This is a genomic window from Kitasatospora hibisci (assembly GCF_043950205.1).
Taxonomy (GTDB): domain Bacteria; phylum Actinomycetota; class Actinomycetes; order Streptomycetales; family Streptomycetaceae; genus Kitasatospora; species Kitasatospora hibisci.
The window spans coordinates 1,370,136-1,390,314 of record NZ_CP171642.1 but is presented as its reverse complement, the minus strand read 5'-3'; the positions used below and the strand labels follow the sequence as shown (position 1 = coordinate 1,390,314).

The window sequence follows — 20,179 nt, the reverse complement described above, 5'->3', positions numbered from 1 at the left end:
CTCCCGGGGAACGAACCGGCCGTGGCGCTCTACCGGCGCCACGGGTTCGTGGCGTCGGCAGTGCCCGGAGATCTCCTGCCGGGTGGTGCGGGCCGCGAGCTCGTGACGGTGAAGGCGCCGGACGCGAGCAGCTGTTCCCGGGGGGCCGGTCCGCAAGGGCCGGCCGACGGGATCACGGGCCGGGGGCGTGGGCGTGGCGCCGGGCTTCGGCGTGCCACCGTCCGGGCGGGGCCGTTCCGGTGACCGTCGGGGCCCGCTGATCGGGGTGCAGCCCGAGCCGGCGGAGGAGCGGCCCGTGGAGGTGGACGTGGAACCAGCCGTGCCGTCGGCCGTCCGGGCCGACGTCGCAGGTCAGGCCGGAGCGGATGTCGTCGGCGGTGAGGGGGCCCGGTCGATGCCCCGATCCCGTGGTCCGGCGCGGGCCGCGGCTGCGGGCCGGAGGCGGCCGGAGACGCTCTCGTCGTGCGCGACGAGGATCAGCCAGGACCCGGGCGCGGTCGTTCCGGCGATGCCAGACGCTGCCCGGACCTCGCGCTCCGCCGGAGGGCGTGCCCTGGTCGGCCGGCTTCCGGTGGGGGCGGCGGCCGCCGGACGGGCGGCCGCGTGGCGGGCGGCCGCCGGACGGGGTGGCGGTCCAGCGGAGCAGGAGCATGCTGGCCAGAGCCGCGAGGGCGCACCAGGTGGAGACGAAGGCCAGCCGCCACAGCAGCGCGCAGACGGCAGCGCCCACGCCGGCGAGCAGACCGAGCTGCCGCAGCCGGCGGTCTCCGCTGAGGAGGAGCGGGCCGACGGTGGCGAGCAGGTACCCGGTCAGCAGGAGTCCCGGGTGCGGGAGGTCGACGGCGTAGGCGAGGGTGTGGCCGTGCTCGGTGGCCCCGACCGGGTGGGTGGCGACGGCCACGGCAAGCGGGGCGGCGACGAGGAGGCCGAGGAGCACGAAGGGCAGGAGGCGCCGTCGGCGGCCCGGTTCGCGTGCCGCGCACCAGACGCCGGCGGGGACGAGCACGGGCAGCAGCGGCAGGGCGATCACCGCCCACGCGGTGCGGGCCCACCCTGCCGCGGGTGCGGGCAGGTCGCCGTCGGCGCCGAACCAGACCGCGGCCTCGATCAGCTGGTGCACGCCGAGTACCAGGGGAAGCGAGGCGAGAAGCAGGCGCTCCGGTCGTCCGGCGCGGTACGTGCGGGCCAGGCAGAGCAGACCGATCCCCGCGACCACGCCGCCGGCCGCCAAGTCCGCCTGCGCGCTCCAACACATGCCGTTGCCCGTCCCGGGATTACCGGGGGCTCCCGCCGGTGCCGCGCGGATCGTTGCCCTCGCGGCGGTCGGGGCCCTGGTCGTCGGGTCCGCGGTCGTCGGGCGTACGGCGGCCGGACCCGCTGCGGTCGGTTGTCGGGCTGCCGTCGCCGGTGCCACCGGCGGGGCCGCTGCCGGGGGAGTCCTGGGGCGGCGGGCCCGGGGTGTGGTCAGGGGCGGGATCCGCACCGGCACCTGGGTCGGAACCGGAACCGGAACCGGAACCTGCGGCGGGGGCGGCCTCAGCCCCGGTCCGGTCCGCGTCTTCGGGGAGGTCGCCGACGCTCTCCAGCAGGTCGCCGGTGGAGCCGGGCATCGCGGGGTGGCGGCCGATCACGATCACGCCGACGACGATGGCGATCAGCCCGGCGATCTCCCACGCCAGCGCGCCGGGTGTGACCCGCAGGCGGTCGCCGAGGAAGCCGACCGCGCAGACGATCCCGGTGATCGGCTGCGCGGCGGTGAGCGCGGGCAGTGACATCCGCAGCGGCGCCGCCTCGAACGCGCTCTGCACCAGCAGCAGTCCGACCACGCCGGCCGCCACCACCGCGTACGGCTGCCAGGTGCCGAGCACCGCTCGAAGGCCGTCGTGGTCGAGACGCTGGGTGGTGGTGCGGGTGAGGGCGTCCTGGAGGCCGTAGAGCAGGCCGGCGGCCAGGGCGAGCAGCGTGGCCTCCTCGAAGAGGGGCAGCCGGCGGGCGAGCGCGACCAGGAGCAGGGTCAGGCCGGTGACCGTCCCGACCACCAGCCAGTGCCGCAGCTCACCTGCCGGTGGACCGCCGCCGGTGGGCCGTCCGGCCACGATGAAGGCCGTGACACCGAGGGCGAGCAGCAGTACCCCGATCCAGCCGGACCGCCCGAGGGACTGGCGGGTCAGGACCCGGGAGAGGGCCATGGCGAAGAGCAGGTTGGTCGCGAGCAACGGCTCGACCAGCGAGACCTCGCCCTGGTTGAGGGCGAGCGCGGAGAGGATGAGTCCGCTGATCATGAAGCCGGTGCCGAGCAGCCACTCGGGCATCCGCAGCAGGTCGAGCAGCAGTCGCCAGTGCAGCAGGTCGCCACGCGGGGCCCGTTGTGCCGCGTGCTGCTGGAGGACGAACCCGAGGCCCAGGCAGCAGGCGGCGCTCAGTGCGAGGAGGAAGACCGCCACGAAGGGACCACCCCAATGTCGCTGCCCGCGCCGCACCGGCGGTCTGTGGTTCGACGGCGGTTGCGGCGCGCTCTCGTCAGCGTACCGCCGGGGCGGCCCGCCGACCCCCGGTAGCCGCCCGGGGTGGGCGTGGCGCCGGGGTTCGCGGCCGTGGCCCCCGCCCGTGGCCCCGTCCGCGCTTGCCGCGGTGGGCGGAGCGGGCGCACGCTGGTGTGAGCGGCCGCCACGGCGTCGGCATCCGTGCCGGTCAGAGCAGGCACGACGGGGGCGGACGCCAGGAGGTGTGGCATGCACAACCAATGGGATGTGGAGCTGAGCTTCGACGAGGACGGCGTGCACACGGCGTGCGACGCGAGGCTGACCGGGGCCAGGGCACCGGGCCTCAGCGCGCACGGGGAGTCCGTCAAGAGCGCGGACGACCGCCCTCTCGCGCGGATCGGCGAGGAGATGGCGGCCTCCCGTGCACTGGAGGAACTGGCCCACAAACTCCGGGCACAGGCCACCGGGGAGATCGAGGACGAGGGCCACCGGCCCGGCTACCTGATCTACTGAACGGTACCGACCGGCGTCCGCGTAGCCGTCGACGGCCGCGAACCGGCCGACGGGGCCGCTGCAGCAACGGGGCCGGGCACAGTGTGCGCCCGGCCCCGTCGGGTCTCCGGTTGATCAGCCGATCAGCCGATCAGCCGAACTGTCCGGGCTGGTAGTCGCCGGCGGGCGTCTGGAGTATGACGTTGCCGCGGTTGAAGGCGTTGATGACGGTGATGACACCCACCAGGGCGCCGAGCTGCTCCTCGTCGTAGTGCTCGGCGGCGTTGGCCCAGACCTCGTCCGGGACGCCCCCGGAGGCGTCGGCGATGCGGGTGGCCTCCTCCGCCAGCTCCAGCGCCGCGCGTTCGGCGTCGGTGAACACCGTCGCCTCGCGCCAGGCCGCGACCAGGTTGAGGCGCTCGGGGCTCTCGCCGGCGTGCACGGCGTCCTTGAAGTGCATGTCGGTGCAGAAGCCACAGCCGTTGATCTGGCTGGCGCGGAGCTTCACGAGCTCCTGGGTCGAGGCCGGCAGGGTCGAGTCGGCGAGCACCTTGCCCGCGGCGATGATGTGCTTGAAGACCTTGCCGAGGACCGGGTTGGTGAAGGGGTCGAGGCGTGCGTCCATGATGGGCTCCGTTGCCGTCGTTCTGCGGTTCCACGTCCTTGACGGGAAAGCCCGGTCGTTTGTGACACGGAGCCGGCGTGACGGGTGTCACTCCTCTGTGGCTCGTCGGCCCTGGCGCGGCGGCGCGACCCGATCCGCTCGGCGCCCGCTACGTGCGGACGGCGAGGAACTCGGTGAGGCGGCGGTTGAGTTCGGCCGGGTGGGCGGCCGGAAGATTGTGGTGGGAGACGTCGGCGAGCACGTCCACGGTGGCCTCGGGCAGGGCCTTTCGCGCCAGGTCGGCGACGCGCCGGGCGTCGTGCGTGCGGCTGCGGGCGGCGAGCAGGACCAGCGTCGGCGTGGTGAGGTGGCGTAGCCGGTCGGGGGTCGGTCGGGGGCCGGTGACCGGGCGGGCGGAGGGGAAGTCGGCGAACCCGCGTGCGTAGAGCTCGCGCCAGGCGAATTCGGCGGTGGTGCCGGAACCGCCGCCCCGGGTCTCCCAGGCGAGGTAGGAGCAGGCCTTGCCGGCCGTCCGGGGCGGCAGGAAGAGCGGCAGGGCGCGCAGCAGGTAGCCCGGGCGGAAGCCGGCGAAGCACTGGGTCGGGTCGAGCAGGGCCAGCCGGCCGATCCCCGTCGGCGCGTGCAGCGCGTACTCCAGTGCGATCCAGCCGCCGTAGGAGTGGCCGCAGAGGTCCGCCTCGGCGACGCCGAGCCCGTCCAGCACCGCGCCGAGCCAGCGCATCAGGCCGCCCACGCCGCCGAGCGGGGCGTCGAGGGTGCTGCGGCCGGGGTCGCCGATCAGGTCGACGGCGAAGACGCGGTGGCCGGCCTTGGTGAGCGCCTCGACATTGGCGAACCAGCCGGTGGAGGTGGCGCCGCCGCCGTGCAGCAGGATCAGCGGTCGGCCGTCGCGCGGGCCGCAGGCGTTGACCCGGGTGGTGCCGTGCGGAGTCCGGACGGTGATCGCCTCGGCGGGCACGGGCCAGTGGCCGAGGGTCGCGTCGTAGGCGGCGAGGAACGCGGCGAGCGCTGGCGAGGCCTGTGCGGCGGCCGGGCCGGGCGAGCCGGACGAGGCGTGGGCGGACCCGGTGGTGCGTGCTGACATCATGCCCTCCGATGGATGGCGAATTCACTCGCTGACCAATAGTCTCGCTGAGCGAGAGAATAGTCGTACAGGGCGTGCCGAGGGAAGGACGACAGGGTGGGTGCACAGGTCGACGGGCGGCCGGACGGGCAGCCTGACGCGCAGCGGGGAGGCGGTGTCGCCGGGCGGCCGGAGGGGCGGGCGGGCGGTGCCGCGGAGCCGATGCAGCTGGTCCATCTCCTGCGTGGGCTGACCGTCGAACTCGACCTGTTCGGTGCGGAATTCGCCGGCCGGCACGGACTTCACCCGACCGACCTGCGGGCGCTGATCCACCTGTTGGACGCCGCACGGGCCGGCACGGTCGTGACGCCCGGTCGGCTCGGTGCGGCGCTGCGGCTCAACTCGGCGGGCACCACGGGCCTGGTCGACCGGCTGGAGCGGCTCGGCCTGATCCGCCGCGAGCGCGACCCGGAGGACCGGCGAAAGGTCCGGCTGCTGGTCGAGGACCGGGCGATGGAGCTGGGGCAGGACTTCTTCGGCGGCCTGATCGGGGACCTCGTGGCGGCCATGGGCCGGTTCGACGCCGGAGAGCTGGCGACGGCGCAGCGGTTCCTGGAGTCCATGACCGCCGTGGTCGCCGCGGCCCGGGAAGGGTGACCCGGCCGTCGCGGTGGGCCGCGGGACCGGCCGCGCAGCGAGGGGGCGGCGACCGCGGCCGGCTCAGTGACCGGGGGAGAGCACCCAGCTGACGGCGGAGAGGGTGGCCATCGACACGAGGGTCGAACAGAGCACCGAGTCGCGGGCGAGGGCGGCGGCATGGCCGTACTCGCGGGCGTAGACGAAGACGTTCTGGGCCGTCGGCAGTGCGGAGAACAGCACCACGGTGAGCAACTGGTGTGCCGGCAGGTGGAGCAGGAAGGCGCCCGTGGCGAACGCGCCGAGCGGCTGTATCAGCGTCTTGATCGCGACCGCCGCGCCGACCTCCGCGTAGCGGCCCGGACGGCGGCCCCGCCCGCGGTCGCCGAACCGCCGGTCGGCTCCTCGCGGGTCGGTGCCGACGGGGTCGGCGCGCCGAGGATCCGTGGCCCGAAGGGCTGCGTCACCGGAGTCGGTGCCCGGCCGGTCGGCAGAGGGGCGGTACAGCGACATGCCGAGAGCGACCAGGGCGGTCGGCACGCCGGCGCCGCCGAGCAGCTCGCAGGACCGGTTCAGCTCGGCCGGCAGCTGCCAGCCACCGGCCGACGCCGCTGCACCCAGCGCCGCCGCGAGCAGGATGGGGTTGCGCAGCGGCAGGGTGAGCGCTGCCCGGAGGCCCGCGCGCCCGGTGTCCAGCACCGTCAGTACGGCGGGCGTCACCAGGAGGGTCTGGAACAGCACCACCGGTGCGGCGAAGGAGGCGTCGCCCAGGATCTGCATGGCGACCGGGATGCCGAGGTTGGCCGAGTTGACGTAGCCGGCCGCCATGCCGCCGATCGCCCGCTCGGCCGGCGGCCGGCCGAAGAAGCGGTGTGCGACCAGTGTGCCGATGCCCACGGCGAGCGCCGTTCCGGCGGCGAAGGCCAGCATCGACGGGTTGGCGAACTGGTCCAGCGGCGTACGGCCGATCATCAGGAACAGCGCGGCCGGCATCGCCACGTGGAAGACGAACCGGCTCAGTACCGCCTCCGCCTGCGGCCCGAGCAGTCCGCTGCGGCCGACCAGGTAGCCGACCCCGGTGAGGGCCCAGATCGGGGCGAACCCGGAGAGCAGCGGATGCAGGCTGGGCATGGTTCCTCGGAGGGCTCGGCCGCGCCGGGTGGCGGTGCCGGGCCGAGTCGGCGGCGCAGCGGTGGGGCGACGTCGGCGCGGCGGTGCGGTGGCACCGCCCGGGTGGTGGCGGCGTCCTCGGGGCGAGGGGGCGGGTCGGCGGGGTGGCCGCCGAGCCGGGGGTCGCCCGGCCATGCCGAAGTCAACCAGACGCCCCGCGGCCTACCATGACCCGGTGGACTATCTGAGCCTGGCCGAGGTGGAGACGATCGCACGTCGAGCGCACGAGGGGCAGGTCGACAAGAACGGTCACCCGTACTCCGAGCACCTCGCCGCGGTGGCGCACGGTGTGGCCGCGCGTGGCGGGAGTGACGAGCAGGTCGCGGCCGGCTGGCTGCACGACGCGATCGAGGACGATGCACTGAGCCGGGAGTGGCTGGCGGAGGCCGCGCTCTCCGGCGCCACGAAGGCGATCGTCGATGCGCTGACCAAGCGGCCCGGCGAGTCGCTGGAGGTCTACACCGCCCGGATCCTGGCGACCCCGGGCGCCCTGTTGGTCAAGCAGGCCGATCTGGCCCACAACTCGAACCCGGCGCGGCTGGCCTCGCTGGACGACGTGACCGCCGCCCGCCTCGCCGAGAAGTACCGGCGGACGCGCGAACTGCTCGGTCTGGCCGAAGACTGACGGGGCGCCGGTCCACCGGTCGGTGTCGTGTCCGGGCTGCGGGGGTCGGACGGGCGAGAGGGCCCGTGCACGCGGATCGCGCGTGCACGGGCCCTCTCGGTCACCCCGGTGATCCCTGTCCGATCCCCGGGGTGAGGGGGGACAGCGGTTCGGAAGCTGGGGGAAGCGGAGCCGGGCGGCTCGAATGCCGGCGGCTCAGCACCGGTGGTCCGGTACCAGCGGCTTAGTACCAGTGGTGGGTCTGCCAGAAGGCCCAGGCGGCGTTCGGGCTGCCGTAGCGGGTGTTCATGTAGTCCAGCGCCCACTTGATCTGGGTGGCCGGGTTGGTCTTCCAGTCAGCACCCGCGGAGGCCATCTTGGAGCCCGGCAGCGCCTGCGCCAGACCGTACGCGCCCGAGCTCGGGTTGGTCGCGGTCACGTTCCAGCTGGACTCGTGGCTGATGATCTGGCTGAACGAGGCGAGCTGGTTGGCCGGCACGATCTGCGCGGCGATGGTCTTCGGGGAGACGGTCGCGGCGGAGGCGGTGGAGGGCAGCAGACCGGCACCCACGGCGGTCAGACCGGCGGCGCCGGCAAGAATCGCGGCAGAAGTACGCATACGGAGCTTGAAAGCGGGCATGAAGAACTGGACCTCAATCGGGTTGGGCCGGTGTCACGCCCCGCCTCGACCGGTGGCCGGACAGGGGCCGAAACGGTCGCGGGGCGTGACTCGGCAACGAGCCGTCCTCCGGCGGGACAGGAGCCGGGGCGGCTGACGACTGAGCCATTGTTGCCAGACCGGATCGCCCGCCGCCAAGACCCCCCGGCTACGACCCGCCGTCGTAGCGCCGCTCCCCGCCGTGGAATCGAAGGGCCGGCTGAGGCGGTCATCGCAGTGCCGGCCGACCTGCGGGAACGTTCTCCCGCGGGGCCGCCCGCCAGCGCTGCTCGGCACGCACTACCGGCCGTCGTGGCGTCCAATCGCGTGTGAGCGCACTCACCGAGCGACTGCCCCGCACCGTCACCGACGGGACGGCGGGCGCCACTGCGCGTACAGACGATCTGAGAGCGGCGCCACAGCCGGAGCCCGGTCGGAGCCGGCGCGGGCGTCGGCGGGGGTGCCGCTGCCGTTTGCACCCGGTCCGCCGCACCGGCGTTGACGGTGAGGGCCGTCCGGCCCGGTGCGGCCCGGCCCGTGGACCTCAGCCGGCGAGCACGTCCCCGAGCCGGCGGTGGCGGGCCGCGCGGGCGGTGAGCCGGTCCGCCGCCGATGCCGGGGCGAGTGCGTCGAGCGCGGTGCCGAGGGCGAGGCCGAGCCGCTCGCAGAACGCGGCCGGCTCCTCGGCGGCGTCCGGCCGCTCGGGGACGACCGCGTCCACCAGGCCGACCTCCGCCAGGTCGTACGCGCCGATGCCCTGTGTGCGGGCGAGCTCGGCGGCGTGGGCGCCGTCGCGGTGGACGATCGCCGAGGCGCCCTCGGGCGGGAGCGGGGCCAGCCAGGAGTGTTCGGCGGCGAGTACCCGGTCGGCCGGGAGCAGGGCGAGCGCACCGCCACCCGATCCCTGGCCGAGCAGCACCGCGAGGACCGGTGTGCGCAGGGCGAGCAGGGTGGTGAGGCAGTGCGCGATCTCGATCGCGATGCCGTCCAGCTCCGCCTGTGCGGAGAGTTCGGCGCCGGCCGTGTCCACGACCGTGACCAGCGGCAGACCGAGCTGTTCGGCGAGCCGGGCGGTGCGGCGGACGGCACGCAGGTCGGCGGCGGTGAAGGGGCGCTCGCGCTCCGCGTCCTGCCGCTGCTGCCCGACCACCAGCGCGGGCCGGCCGTGCAGCACGACGAGTGCGCGCACCAGCGCGCCGTCCCGGCCGCCCGGGGCGTCCAGCAGGAGCAGCTCCTCGGCGGTCCGGCGCAGCAGCTCGCGGGTTCCCGGGCGGTCGGGGCGGCGGGTGCGGCGCACCGACTCCCAGGCGTCGGGGCGGCCGGCCGGCGGCGGTCCGTCGGGGGCGGCGCCGGTCCGGGGCGCGCCGGCGGGGCCGGTCGCCGACCCGGCGGCCAGGCCCAGGACGGCGAGCGCGCGCCGCAGCACCTCGCGCAGTTCCTCCGGCGGGACCACCGCGTCCACCAGGCCGTGGCCGGCCAGGGTCTCGGCGCGCTGCACGTCCGGGGGCAGCTCGACGCCGCGCAGCTCCTCGTACACCCGGGGGCCGAGGAAGCCGAGCCGGGCGCCCGGCTCGGCGAACACCAGGTGCCCGAGGGTGCCCCAGGAGGCGAACACGCCGCCCATCGTCGGATTGCGCAGATAGGTGAGGTAGGGGAGGCCGGCTGCCCGGTGTGCCTGCACGGCGGCGGTGATCCGGAGCATGCAGAGGAAGGCCGCCGAACCCTCCTGCATCCGCGTGCCGCCCGACACCGGCAGGGCGACCAGGGGCAGCCGCTCGGCGGTGGCCCGCTCCACGGCCCGGGTGATCCGCTCGGCGGTGGCCACTCCGATCGATCCGCCGAGGAACCGGAACTCGGACGCCACCAGGGCCACCGCCCGGCCGCCGATCAGCGCGGTCCCGGTGATCACGGCCTCGTCCGCCCCGGTGCGCTCCTGTGCCCGGGCCAGCGCCGAGCGGTACCCGGCGTCGGCGGGCTCGCGGCCGACCGGCTCGTCCCAGGACAGGAACGAGCCGGGGTCCACCAGGAGTCCGAGGAGTTGGCGCGCCGTCAGAGAGCTTCCCGTACCCAACGCCCACCCCGCACCCGAGCCGCCCGCACCGACAAGATCCACCCTACGCAGCGGGCGCGGGCGCGTCCCGGTCCGACGTGCGGATGTGACCGGGTCGACAGCCCCGGCAGACCCGCCGGCTGCGGCGGACCCACCGGCCTCGGGAAGCCCGTCAGCAGGCCGGACCGTCAGTGCGCGCGGGCCAGGGCGGGCCGTCGGAGCCGGCCGGACCGGGCCGTCGGCCCGGCGTGCGCGCGGTCGAGGAGGTCGGCGCAGGCGTTGTCGTAGCGGGTGCCGACCAGGCGGGCGAGGGCGTCGTGGGTGCCCAGCGGCGCGCTGGTCCAGTGGGCGGGGGTGTCGGCCGCCCGGTCGGCGAAGAAGCCGGGGCCGAGGAGGTAGGTGGCGACGGAGACCCGCTCGTGGCCCGCGGCGTGCAGGGCCTCGACCGCCTCGCGCGGGGTCGGCCGGGCGGCGGAGAGGTGGGCCGGGACGACCGGTCGGCCGTCGGCCAGCCGGGCCGCGAGCAGCCGGGCCGTCCGGCGGGTGTCGGCGGCGGCCGCCGGGTCGGAGGAGCCGGCTGCGGCGAGCACCACCGGGCCGGCGCCCGGGGCACGTCCGCTCTCGGCGAGCCGGTCCGCGAGAACGGTGGCCAGCAACGGGTCCGGGCCGAGTGCGGGGGCGAGCCGGACGTGTGGCAGCCGGGTGGCGGCCAGCGCACCGGGGATGTCCACCCGCAGGTGGTAGCCGGTTCCGAGGAGCAGCGGCACGAGGACGGCCGGCTCGTCGCCGGCGAGCCCGGCCAGGGACTCGGGCAGGGAGGGTGAGGCGAGGTCGAGGAAACAGCAGCGGACGTCGAGTTCGGGCCGCTGTGTGCGGACCAGATCGAGCAGCGCCCGGGTCGCGGCGACGCCGGCGGGGTTCCGGCTGCCGTGGGCGACGGCGAGCAGAACCGGCCGGTCGGTGCCCCGGGTCGGGGCCTCCGGCCGCCTCACCGCGACGCCCGCCGGGGGAGGGTCCTGCGGTCCCGGCGGCCCGCCGGCCGCCAGGCCCGTCACCACTCCGCCTGCCGTCACCACTCCGCCCGCCGTCGCCGCCACTGCGCCGGCCGTCAACTCGCCGCCAGGCGGTAGCCGCGCTTGGGCACCGTGCGGATCAGTGCACCGTGCGGCCCGAGCGCCGCGCGCAGCCGGCCGACCGCCGCCTCGACGGCGTGCTCGTCGGCGGCCGAGTCGGCCCAGGCGGTGCGGAGGAGTTCGGCGCGGCTGAGTACCCGGCCGGGCTGCGCGGCGAGGGCGCGCAGGACGGCGGCGCCGCGCGGGCTGAGCCAGTGGCTCTGGCCGTCGACCAGGACGGCGTTGCCCTGGAGGGTGAGCACCCGCCCGGCGAGCGCGACCTCCTGGCGGCCGCGGCCGGGCAGGGCCTCGGCGAGCAGCCGGACCAGCGAGCCGAGCCGGCCGCGCTCCGGGAAGACCGCCGACAGGCCGAGCTCGGCGAACGGCCGGGCGCAGAGCGCACCGACGCAGACCGGCAGGACGTCGGCGCGCAGCGCGTCGAGCAGTGGTTCGCGCAGGCCCTCGGCGGTGGCGGTCTCGACGAAAGCGGTGACCGCCGGGGCGCTGGTGAAGGTGAGCGCGTGGACCTGGCGCCGGACGGTCTGCTCGACCAGTCGGCGCACCGGGGCCGGGTCGTCCGGCGGCTCCCAGCGGTAGACCGGGACGGAGATCACCTCGGCGCCGCGCTCGCGCAGCGCCGCCGCGAACGCGTCCAGCCGGATGCCGTGCTCCTGGAGGGCGATCCGGCGGCCGGCCAGCGGGCGGGCGAGCAGCCAGGTGAGCAGTTCGTCGGTGGCCTCGGAGCCGGGGGAGAAGCGCTCGCCGAGGCCGCTGGCCCGCACCGCGCCGGTGGCCTTGGGGCCCCGGCTGAGCACCACCGCGTCCCGGCAGGCGTCGGCGAGGGCGCCGCCCCGGCCCCAGCCCTCGGCCGCGCTCATCCAGCCGCGCCAGCCGACGCCGGTGGTGGCGACCACGTAGTCGAGCGGTGCGGCCAGGCAGCGCTCGGTGGCCTGACGCAGGGCCAGGTCGTCGGCGAGCGGGGTGATCCGCAGCACAGGTGCCTCGACCACCTGGGCGCCGCGCCGGGCGAGCAGCGCGACCAGTTCGTCGCGCCGCCGGGCGGCGGTGACGCCGATGGTGAAGCCGGTGAGGGGTCCCGGCTGCGCGCTGGGACGCGGGACGGCGGGGGCGGGGGAGGGAACCATGGCGGCAAGGGTGCGTCGGCCGCATTACGGGTGGATTGCCCGGCCGTCACCTGCGCGTTAGCGAATCAGGCCGGCCGGTTACGGCCGATGTCCGGCCGCGCACCCCGTGCGGGCGGCGGCGTGAGCGAGGCGTACCGCGCCCGCAACACGGAGGACCCGGCGGCGAAACGATCGCCGTCGAGATTCTTCGGCATGACGACGACCACCGACACCCACTGCCCGTACTGCTCGTTGCAGTGCGGGATGCGGCTGCGCACCGGGGGCGACCCGGCCGAGGCCGGTGCGGCCGGGGCGCCCGCCGAGGTGCTGGAGCGGCCCGGGTTCCCGGTGAACCGCGGTGCGCTCTGCAACAAGGGCCGTTCGGCGCCCGCGCTGCTGGCGCCGGGCGCCCGGCTGACCGGCCCGCTGCTGCGCGACCGTCCGGGCGGCCCGCTGCGGTCGGCGGGGTGGACGGAGGCGCTGGACCGGGTGGCCACGGGCCTGGCCGAGGTGCGCGAGCGCCACGGGGCGGACGCCGTAGGGGTGTTCGGCGGCGGCGGGCTGACCAACGAAAAGGCCTACCAGCTGGGTAAGTTCGCCCGGGTGGTGCTGCGCACCGCGAACATCGACTACAACGGCCGGTTCTGCATGTCCTCGGCGGCCGCCGCGCACCGCAGGGCGTTCGGACTGGACCGCGGCCTGCCGTTCCCGCTGGCGGACATCCCGCAGACGGGTTGCCTGATCCTGGTGGGCGGCAACCCCGCCGAGACGATGCCGCCGGCGCTCCGCTACTTCCGCGAACTCCGCGAGAACGGCGGGACGTTGATCGTGGTGGACCCGCGCCGCACGCGAACCGCGGCGGAGGCCGACCTGCACCTGCAGCCGCGGCCCGGCGGCGACCTCGCGCTGGCGCTCGGCCTGCTCCACCTGGTGATCGCCGACGGCCGGGTGGACGAGGAGTTCGTCGCCGCCCGCACCACCGGCTTCGAACGGGCCCGGGCCGCCGCGATGGCGCACTGGCCGGACCGGGTGGAGCGGATCACCGGCGTCCCGGTCGCCCGACTGCGCGCCGCAGCCGAGCTGTTCGGCCGTGCCGAGACGGGCATGGTGCTGACCGCGCGCGGCCCGGAGCAGCAGAGCAAGGGCACCGACACGGTCGGCGCCTGGATCGACCTCTGCCTGGCCACCGGGAAGGCCGGCCGCCCGTACTCGGGGTACGGCTGCCTGACCGGTCAGGGCAACGGCCAGGGGGGCCGGGAGCACGGCCAGAAGGCCGACCAGCTCCCCGGCTACCGCTCGATCGAGGACCCGGAGGCCCGGGCGCACGTCGCCGGAGTCTGGGGCGTCGACCCGGACGAGCTGCCCGGCGCAGGCCGCTCCGCCTACGAGCTGCTGGACGGCCTCGGCCGGCCTGGCGGGGTCCGCGCTCTGCTGCTGACGGGTTCCAACCCGGTGGTCTCCGCGCCGAACGCCGCCCACGTCACGACCCGGCTGCGCGGGCTGGACCTCCTCGTCGTCGCCGACCCGGTGCTCTCCGAGACGGCCCGGCTGGCGGACGTCGTCCTGCCGGTCACCCAGTGGGCCGAGGAGGACGGCACCACCACCAACCTGGAGGGCAGGGTGGTCCTGCGCCGCCGCGCGCTGGACCCGCCCGAGGGCGTGCGCAGCGAGCTCCGGGTGCTGCGCGAACTCGCCGCCCGGCTGGGCGTGGAGAAGGGTTTCCCGGACGGAGCCGAGGAGGTCTTCGACGAGCTGCGCCGCGCCTCGGCCGGTGGGGACGCCGACTACTCCGGCATCAGCTACCGGCGGATCGCGGCCGAGGACGGCGTCTTCTGGCCCTGCCCCGACGACGCGCACCCGGGCACCCCGCGGCTCTTCCTGGACCGCTTCGCCACCCCGGACGGCCGCGCCCGTTTCGCCGGCGTCACCCACCGCCCGGCCGGGGAGGAGCCGGACCGCGACTACCCGCTCCACCTGACCACCGGCCGGGTGCTCGCCCAGTACCAGAGCGGCGCGCAGACCCGTCGGGTGCCGGAGCTGAACGCGGCCGCGCCCGGGCCGTTCGTCGAGCTGCACCCGCGGCTGGCCGCCCGGCTGGCCGTCGCGGAGGGCGACCTGGTCGCGGTGACCAGCCGGCGCGGCCGCGCGGTGGCGCCGGCCCGGATCACCGACGCCATCCGCCCGGACACCGTCTTCATGCCGTTCCACTGGCCCGGCGCGGGGCGGGCCAACACCCTGACCAACCCGGCCCTGGACCCGGTCTCCCGGATGCCGGAGTTCAAGCTCTGCGCCGTCCGCGTGGAGCCGGCCCGGGAGGCGGCCCAGGGGCCGGCCCACGAGCCGGCCCGGGAAGCAGACCAGGAGGTGGCGCCGTGAGGAACGCACAGGACCGGCGGATCGCGGTGGTCGGCGGCGGGATGGCCGCGGCCCGCTTCGCCGAGCGCTACACCGCGCTGGGCGGCACCGGCCGGGTCACCGTGTACGGCGCCGAGCCCCGGGCCCCCTACAACCGGGTGCTGCTCGCCGACGTGCTCACCGGCCGCTACGACGCCGAGTCGATCGCGTTGCCGCTGGGCGGCGCCGAGCCGCGGCCCGGCTGCGAGGTGGTGGCCCTGGACCCGGCCGCCCGCACGCTCGGCCTCGCCGACGGCACCGTGGAGCCGTGGGACGAGCTGGTGCTCGCCACCGGTGCCAACCCGGTGCTGCCGCCCGTCCGGGGCCTGCGGCGGGCGGACGCCGGCGGCCTCACCGAAGGTGTCCACACCCTGCGCACCCTGGAGGACTGCGGCCGGCTCGCCGAGGACGCCGTGGCCGCCCGCCGGGCCGTCGTGATCGGCGGCGGGGTTCTCGGGGTGAGCGCCGCCCGTGCCCTGGCCGCGCTCGGGGTGCCCACCGAGATCGTCCACCAGGGGCCGTACCTGATCGAGCGTCAACTCGACGCGCAGGCAGGGGAGGTGCTCCGCGGCCGGCTGCTGGAGGCCGGTGTGGAGACCTACCCCGGCAACCGGGCCCGCGCCCTGCGCGGCGAGGACCGGGTGACCGGTGTCGAGTTGGCCAACGGGTACGTCCTCGACTGCGACCTGGTGGTGCTCGCCTGCGGCACCCGGCCGCGGACCGCGCTCGCGCACACCGCCGGCCTGCCGGTCGCCACCGGCGTGCTGGTGGACGACGCGCTCGCCACGGCGGCCCCGGGCGTCCACGCGATCGGCGACTGCGCGGAGCACCGCAGCACCGTGCACGGTCTGGCACTGCCTGCCTGGGACCAGGCCGACGTGCTGGCGTTGCGCCTGTCGGGTGCCGGGCCGGACGCCCGCTACACCGGCTCCAGGTCCCCGGCCCGGCTGAGCACCGGCGGCCTGGAGTACGCGGCCTTCGGTGCGGTGGACGAGGGTCTCGACGCCGGCCTGGACGTGCTGCGGCTCACCGACGCCACGCGTGGGAGCTACAAGAAGCTCGTGCTGCGCGGGGACCGGCTGGTCGGCGCGATCCTGCTCGGCGACCTCGCCGGCGTCGACGCCCTCGCCGAGGCCTGGCGGCGCGACGACCCGCTCGTCGACCACCCCCTGCACCTGCTCACCTGAGCCGCCCCACCGGCTCCCCGGCCCGGACCCGGCGTCCCACGGACCCGGACACCCGGACACCCGGACACCCGGACACCGGGACCCGCCGGAACCCCCGGCACCTCGCATCCCGCATCCCGCACCCCGCACGATCCCGAGGAGCATCGCGATGACATCGCACACGCCCGACCGACCACGGGACCTCGTCCTCGTCGGCCACGGCATGGTCGGCCAGCGCTTCCTGGAGGCCTTCACCGAGCAGCCCGGCGCCGAGGGCTGGCGGATCACCGTGCTCGCCGAGGAACCGCGCCCGGCCTACGACCGCGTCCGCCTCAGCGCACTGTTCGACGGGAAGACCGCCGAGGACCTCGCGCTGTGCCCGCCGGGCTTCCTCGCCGAGCACGGCATCGACCTGCGTCTCGGCGACCCGGTCACCGCGGTCGACCGCGCCGAACGGACCGTCACCACCCGGGCGGGAGAACGGCTGTGCTACGACGCCCTGGTGCTGGCCACCGGCTCCGTGCCGTTCGTGCCGCCGGTGCCCGGCAAGGAAGCGGCCGGCTGCCACGTCTACCGCACCATCGAGGACCTGGACGCGATCCGCGCCGACGCCGGCCGGGCCGGGGCCGGCGTGGTGGTCGGCGGCGGCCTGCTCGGGCTGGAGGCCGCGGGCGCGCTCAGGGCGATGGGCGTCGCCACCCACGTGGTCGAGTTCGCCCCCCGGCTGATGGCCGTCCAGGTCGACGAGGGCGGCGGCGAACTGCTCCGGCGCAAGATCGAGGAGCTCGGTGTCACCGTCCACACCAGCGCCGGCGCCAGTGGCGTCGAGACCGGCGAGGACGGCCGGGTCCGCGCCCTGGCCCTCTCCGACGGCCGCGAACTCGCCGCCGACCTGGTGGTGTTCTCGGCCGGCGTCCGCCCCCGCGACCAGCTCGCCCGCGACTGCGACCTGCCGGTCGGTCCGCGTGGCGGCATCGTGGTGGACGAGCACTGCCGTACCGCCGACCCGGCCGTCCTGGCCATCGGCGAGTGCGCGCAGACCGTGGACGGCCGGGTCTACGGCCTGGTCGCACCCGGCTACCAGATGGCCGACACGGCCGCCCGCGCTCTGGCCGGCACCGCCGGTTCCGGTTTCACCGGCGCGGACACCTCCACCAAGCTCAAGCTGCTCGGCGTGGACGTGGCCAGCTTCGGCGACCCGCACGGTACCGCCGAGGGCGCGCTCGACGTGCTCTACAGCGACAGCCGGCGCGGCGTCTACCGCAAGCTCGTGATCGGCACCGACGGCGCGCTGCTCGGCGGTGTCCTGGTCGGTGACACCGAGTCCTACGGCACCCTGCGGCCGCTCGCGACGGCCGGGAAGCCGCTCACCACCCCCGCCGAACAGCTGGTGCTGCCCGCCGGGTTCGCCGCAGCCGGTCCGGTCGCGCTGCCCGACGACGCGGTGCTCTGCTCCTGCCACAACGTCACCCAGGGCGCCGTCCGGGCAGCGGTGCACGAGGACGGCTGCGACTCCGTCGCCGCCGTCAAGAAGTGCACCCGGGCCGGCAGTGGCTGCGGCAGCTGCGTCAAGCAGCTCACCACCGTCGTCAACGAGGAGCTCGCCGCCTCCGGCGTCGCCACCCGGAGCGGCCTCTGCGAGCACTTCCCGCAGACCCGCGCCGAGTTGTACGAGATCGTCCGCGTCACCGGCATCACCACCTTCTCCGAACTCGTCGACCGCCACGGCGGGGGCGAGGGCTGCGACATCTGCAAGCCGACCGTCGCCTCGGTCCTGGCCAGCCTCGGCAACGGCCACATCCTGGACGGCGAGCAGGCCGCGCTGCAGGACTCCAACGACCACTTCCTCGCCAACCTCCAGCGCAACGGCTCCTACTCGGTGGTGCCCCGCGTCCCCGGCGGCGAGATCACCCCCGAGGGCCTGATCGCGATCGGCGAGATCGCCCGCGACCACGGCCTCTACACCAAGATCACCGGTGGCCAGCGGATCGACCTCTTCGGCGCCACCGTCGACCAGCTCCCCACCATCTGGCGGCGACTGGTCGACGCGGGCTTCGAATCCGGCCACGCCTACGGCAAGGCACTGCGCACCGTGAAGTCCTGCGTGGGCGAGACCTGGTGCCGCTACGGGGTGCAGGACTCGGTCGGGCTCGCGATCGAACTGGAGCTCCGCTACCGCGGGCTGCGCTCCCCGCACAAGCTCAAGTCCGCCGTCTCCGGGTGCGCCCGGGAATGCGCCGAGGCCCGGAGCAAGGACTTCGGCATCATCGCCACCTCCTCCGGCTGGAACCTCTACGTCGGCGGCAACGGTGGTATGACGCCACGTCATGCCGACCTTCTGGCCGCCGACCTGGACCGGGAGGCGTTGATCCGGACCGTCGACCGGTACCTGATGTTCTACATCCGCACCGCCGACCGCCTGGAACGCACCTCGGTCTGGCTGGAGCGGCTGGAAGGCGGCCTGGACCACCTGCGCGCAGTGGTCATGGACGACTCGCTCGGCATCGCCGCCGAACTGGACGACCTGATGGCCCGCCACATCGACTCCTACCAGGACGAATGGGCGGCCACCCTGGCCGACCCGGACCGGCTGCGCCGGTTCTCGTCCTTCGTCAACGCCCCCGGCACCCCGGATCCGGCCGTCACCTTCGTCCCCGAACGCGGCCAGATCCGCCCCGCCCGCCCCGACGAGGACGGGCACGTCCTCGCCGCCCCGACCCCGGTCCTGGTGGCCGGGTCCCGACTGGAGGTGCTCACCCCGTGACCGTGGAGATCCACGACGGCACCCGCTGGCAGCCCGTCTGCACCCTCGACGACCTGCAGCCCGGCCGAGGTGTGGCCGTACTGCTCGGCGCCGACCAGGTGGCCGTGTTCCGTGACCGAGCCGGCGCGCTGCACGCCGTCGACAACCGCGATCCGTTCAGCGGCGCCCACGTCCTCTCCCGCGGACTGATGGGCAGCCGCGGCGACCGGCCGACCCTGGCCTCCCCGATGTACAAGCAGGTCTTCGACCTCACCGACGGCCGCTGCCTCGACGAGGAGACCGGGCCCGACGGCGCCCCGGCCGTCCTTCGGCTCTGGCCGATCCGCGACGGCGCGGGCGACGGCACGGACGGCCCCGGGTCCGCGCGCGCCGCGCGGGCCGGACTCGCCGGGCAGGAGGGCGCGGAATGAGCGCCGCCGTCGAGACCCCGCCCGCGAGCGGCAGAGCCGGCGCCGCGCCGCTCACCCACTGGGACCCGGAGGACCCGGTCTTCTGGGAGCGGACCGGTGCCGCGATCGCCCGCCGCAACCTGGTCTACTCCGTGCTCAGCGAGCACATCGGCTTCTCGGTCTGGAGCATCTGGTCGGTCCTGGTGCTCTTCCTCGGTCCCGAGTACCACATCGACACCGCGGGCAAGTTCACCCTGACGGCGCTGCCCACCGCCCTCGGCGCCCTGCTGCGCCTGCCCTACACCTTCGCCGTCGGGCGGTTCGGCGGCCGCAACTGGACGGTCGTCAGCGCGCTGCTGCTGCTCGTCCCCGCCGCCCTGGCGGCCCTGGTGCTCACCCCCGGCGTCTCCTACGGCACGCTGCTCGCGGTGGCCTGCGTGTCCGGTGTCGGCGGCGGCAACTTCGCCTCCTCGATGGCCAACATCAACGCCTTCTACCCGCACCGGCTCAAGGGCTGGGCGCTCGGGATCAACGCGGGCGGCGGCAACCTGGGCGTCCCGGCGGTGCAGTTGCTCGGCCTGCTCGTCCTGGCCACCGCCGGCGCGGCCCACCCCCGGCTGCTGCCGCTGCTCTACCTGCCGCTGATCGTGCTGGCCGCGGCCGGCGCCCGGTGGCGGATGGACAACCTGGCGGCCGCACCGCGCGGCGAGGGCCGGGCGTTGCGGGAGGCGGCCCGTGACCCGTACGGATGGGCGGTCTCCGTCCTGTACGTCGGCACCTTCGGCTCGTTCATCGGCTTCGGCTTCGCCTTCGGGCAGGTGCTCCAGGTGCAGTTCCACGACCGCTTCGACACCCCGGTGAAGGCGGCCGCGCTGACCTTCCTCGGTCCGCTGCTCGGCTCGCTGCTCCGGCCGGTCGGCGGCCGGCTGGCCGACCGCTGGGGCGGCGCCCGCGTCACCCTGGCCACCTTCGTGGCGATGGGAGCCGGCACCGTGGTCGTCCTGGTCGCCTCCCGGGCGCACTCGCTGCCGCTCTTCCTCGGCGGCTTCATCGCGCTCTTCGTGCTCAGCGGCATCGGCAACGGCTCGACCTACAAGATGATCCCGGCCCACTACCAGGCCAGGGCGCGGGCAGCCGTCGCGGCCGGCACCGACCCGGCGACGGCCGAGTACGACGCCCGCCGCCGCTCGGCCGCTCTGATCGGCCTGGCCGGCGCGGTGGGCGCCTTCGGCGGGGTGCTGGTCAACCTCGCCTTCCGGCAGTCCTTCCTCGCCAGCCACAACGGTGACGCGGCCTACCTGGGCTTCCTGGCCACGTACGTGGTCTGCTCCGTGCTCACCTGGGCGGTCTGGCTCCGCCCGCGGGCGGCCCGGTCGGCCGCCGCCGAGGCCTGACGGTCTCGACCCGCCGGCCGGCCCCCGGGCGCCCCGCCGCCCGGGGGCCGGCCGG

The 20,179-nt window shown here is 75.6% G+C and carries 16 protein-coding genes and 1 pseudogene; 8 read left to right on the top strand and 9 right to left on the bottom strand.

Annotation, left to right across the window (positions count from 1 at the left end; genetic code table 11):
• Positions 1 to 172 precede the first annotated feature (172 nt).
• Both ACF9IK_RS05915 and ACF9IK_RS05910 read right to left on the bottom strand, forming a co-directional pair.
• Entirely contained in the window at positions 173 to 1,255 is a 1,083-nt protein-coding gene (locus ACF9IK_RS05915; protein WP_395293178.1) for a DUF6629 family protein, read from the bottom strand.
• 340 nt (positions 1,256 to 1,595) lie between these two features.
• A pseudogene (locus tag ACF9IK_RS05910) lies at positions 1,596 to 2,444 on the bottom strand (DMT family transporter); the annotation flags it as partial.
• Between the two features lie 288 nt (positions 2,445 to 2,732).
• On the opposite strand from ACF9IK_RS05910, the gene ACF9IK_RS05905 reads away from it, so the two are divergent.
• Positions 2,733 to 2,996, top strand: coding sequence for a dsRBD fold-containing protein (locus ACF9IK_RS05905; RefSeq protein WP_238864540.1), 264 nt, complete (start codon positions 2,733 to 2,735; stop codon positions 2,994 to 2,996).
• A 130-nt stretch (positions 2,997 to 3,126) separates the two neighbouring features.
• Here the strand turns inward: ACF9IK_RS05905 and ACF9IK_RS05900 are convergent, their stop codons facing one another.
• Positions 3,127 to 3,600, bottom strand: coding sequence for a carboxymuconolactone decarboxylase family protein (locus tag ACF9IK_RS05900; protein ID WP_395293177.1), 474 nt, complete (start codon positions 3,598 to 3,600; stop codon positions 3,127 to 3,129).
• A gap of 148 nt (positions 3,601 to 3,748) precedes the next feature.
• Complete coding sequence (locus ACF9IK_RS05895; RefSeq protein ID WP_395293176.1) at positions 3,749 to 4,687, bottom strand: alpha/beta fold hydrolase; 939 nt, start codon at positions 4,685 to 4,687, stop codon at positions 3,749 to 3,751.
• A gap of 198 nt (positions 4,688 to 4,885) precedes the next feature.
• On the opposite strand from ACF9IK_RS05895, the gene ACF9IK_RS05890 reads away from it, so the two are divergent.
• Entirely contained in the window at positions 4,886 to 5,320 is a 435-nt protein-coding gene (locus ACF9IK_RS05890; RefSeq protein ID WP_395298475.1) for a MarR family transcriptional regulator, read from the top strand.
• 63 nt (positions 5,321 to 5,383) lie between these two features.
• Here ACF9IK_RS05890 and ACF9IK_RS05885 read toward each other — a convergent pair whose 3' ends face one another.
• Positions 5,384 to 6,430: an AEC family transporter gene (locus tag ACF9IK_RS05885; RefSeq protein WP_395293175.1), complete on the bottom strand. Its 1,047-nt coding sequence runs from the start codon at positions 6,428 to 6,430 to the stop codon at positions 5,384 to 5,386.
• A gap of 172 nt (positions 6,431 to 6,602) precedes the next feature.
• Between ACF9IK_RS05885 and ACF9IK_RS05880 the strand changes: the two genes are divergently transcribed.
• Positions 6,603 to 7,094: an HD domain-containing protein gene (locus tag ACF9IK_RS05880; protein WP_395293174.1), complete on the top strand. Its 492-nt coding sequence runs from the start codon at positions 6,603 to 6,605 to the stop codon at positions 7,092 to 7,094.
• A gap of 223 nt (positions 7,095 to 7,317) precedes the next feature.
• Here ACF9IK_RS05880 and ACF9IK_RS05875 read toward each other — a convergent pair whose 3' ends face one another.
• From ACF9IK_RS05875 to ACF9IK_RS05860, 4 genes are all read right to left on the bottom strand, one after another.
• The gene (locus tag ACF9IK_RS05875) at positions 7,318 to 7,692 is read right to left on the bottom strand and encodes a transglycosylase SLT domain-containing protein (protein WP_238864535.1); all 375 of its coding nucleotides are present in this window, start codon (positions 7,690 to 7,692) and stop codon (positions 7,318 to 7,320) included.
• A gap of 583 nt (positions 7,693 to 8,275) precedes the next feature.
• On the bottom strand, positions 8,276 to 9,802 hold the full coding sequence (locus tag ACF9IK_RS05870) for a carboxyl transferase domain-containing protein (protein ID WP_395293173.1): 1,527 nt from the start codon (positions 9,800 to 9,802) through the stop codon (positions 8,276 to 8,278).
• Positions 9,803 to 9,969: 167 nt separating this feature from the next.
• Positions 9,970 to 10,773 carry a sirohydrochlorin chelatase gene (locus ACF9IK_RS05865; RefSeq protein ID WP_395293172.1) on the bottom strand — a complete coding sequence of 268 codons (804 nt, stop codon included), beginning with the start codon at positions 10,771 to 10,773 and terminating at the stop codon, positions 9,970 to 9,972.
• 116 nt (positions 10,774 to 10,889) lie between these two features.
• The gene (locus tag ACF9IK_RS05860; RefSeq protein WP_395293171.1) at positions 10,890 to 12,038 is read right to left on the bottom strand and encodes a uroporphyrinogen-III synthase; all 1,149 of its coding nucleotides are present in this window, start codon (positions 12,036 to 12,038) and stop codon (positions 10,890 to 10,892) included.
• A 192-nt stretch (positions 12,039 to 12,230) separates the two neighbouring features.
• Here ACF9IK_RS05860 and ACF9IK_RS05855 point away from each other — a divergent pair, with 192 nt between their 5' ends.
• The 5 genes from ACF9IK_RS05855 (at position 12,231) to ACF9IK_RS05835 (ending at position 20,124) form a co-directional block, all read left to right on the top strand.
• Positions 12,231 to 14,393: a molybdopterin oxidoreductase family protein gene (locus tag ACF9IK_RS05855; RefSeq protein WP_395293170.1), complete on the top strand. Its 2,163-nt coding sequence runs from the start codon at positions 12,231 to 12,233 to the stop codon at positions 14,391 to 14,393.
• Entirely contained in the window at positions 14,390 to 15,598 is a 1,209-nt protein-coding gene (locus ACF9IK_RS05850; RefSeq protein WP_395293169.1) for an NAD(P)/FAD-dependent oxidoreductase, read from the top strand. Before ACF9IK_RS05855 ends, ACF9IK_RS05850 begins: the two co-directional genes overlap by 4 nt.
• 148 nt (positions 15,599 to 15,746) lie before the next feature.
• Positions 15,747 to 18,341, top strand: a complete 2,595-nt coding sequence (nirB, locus tag ACF9IK_RS05845; RefSeq protein ID WP_395293168.1) for a nitrite reductase large subunit NirB — start codon at positions 15,747 to 15,749, stop codon at positions 18,339 to 18,341.
• Positions 18,338 to 18,751: a nitrite reductase small subunit NirD gene (nirD, locus tag ACF9IK_RS05840; protein ID WP_395293167.1), complete on the top strand. Its 414-nt coding sequence runs from the start codon at positions 18,338 to 18,340 to the stop codon at positions 18,749 to 18,751. The genes nirB and nirD overlap by 4 nt, the downstream gene beginning before the upstream one ends.
• Positions 18,748 to 20,124 carry a nitrate/nitrite transporter gene (locus ACF9IK_RS05835; RefSeq protein WP_395293166.1) on the top strand — a complete coding sequence of 459 codons (1,377 nt, stop codon included), beginning with the start codon at positions 18,748 to 18,750 and terminating at the stop codon, positions 20,122 to 20,124. Before nirD ends, ACF9IK_RS05835 begins: the two co-directional genes overlap by 4 nt.
• Positions 20,125 to 20,179 lie beyond the last annotated feature (55 nt).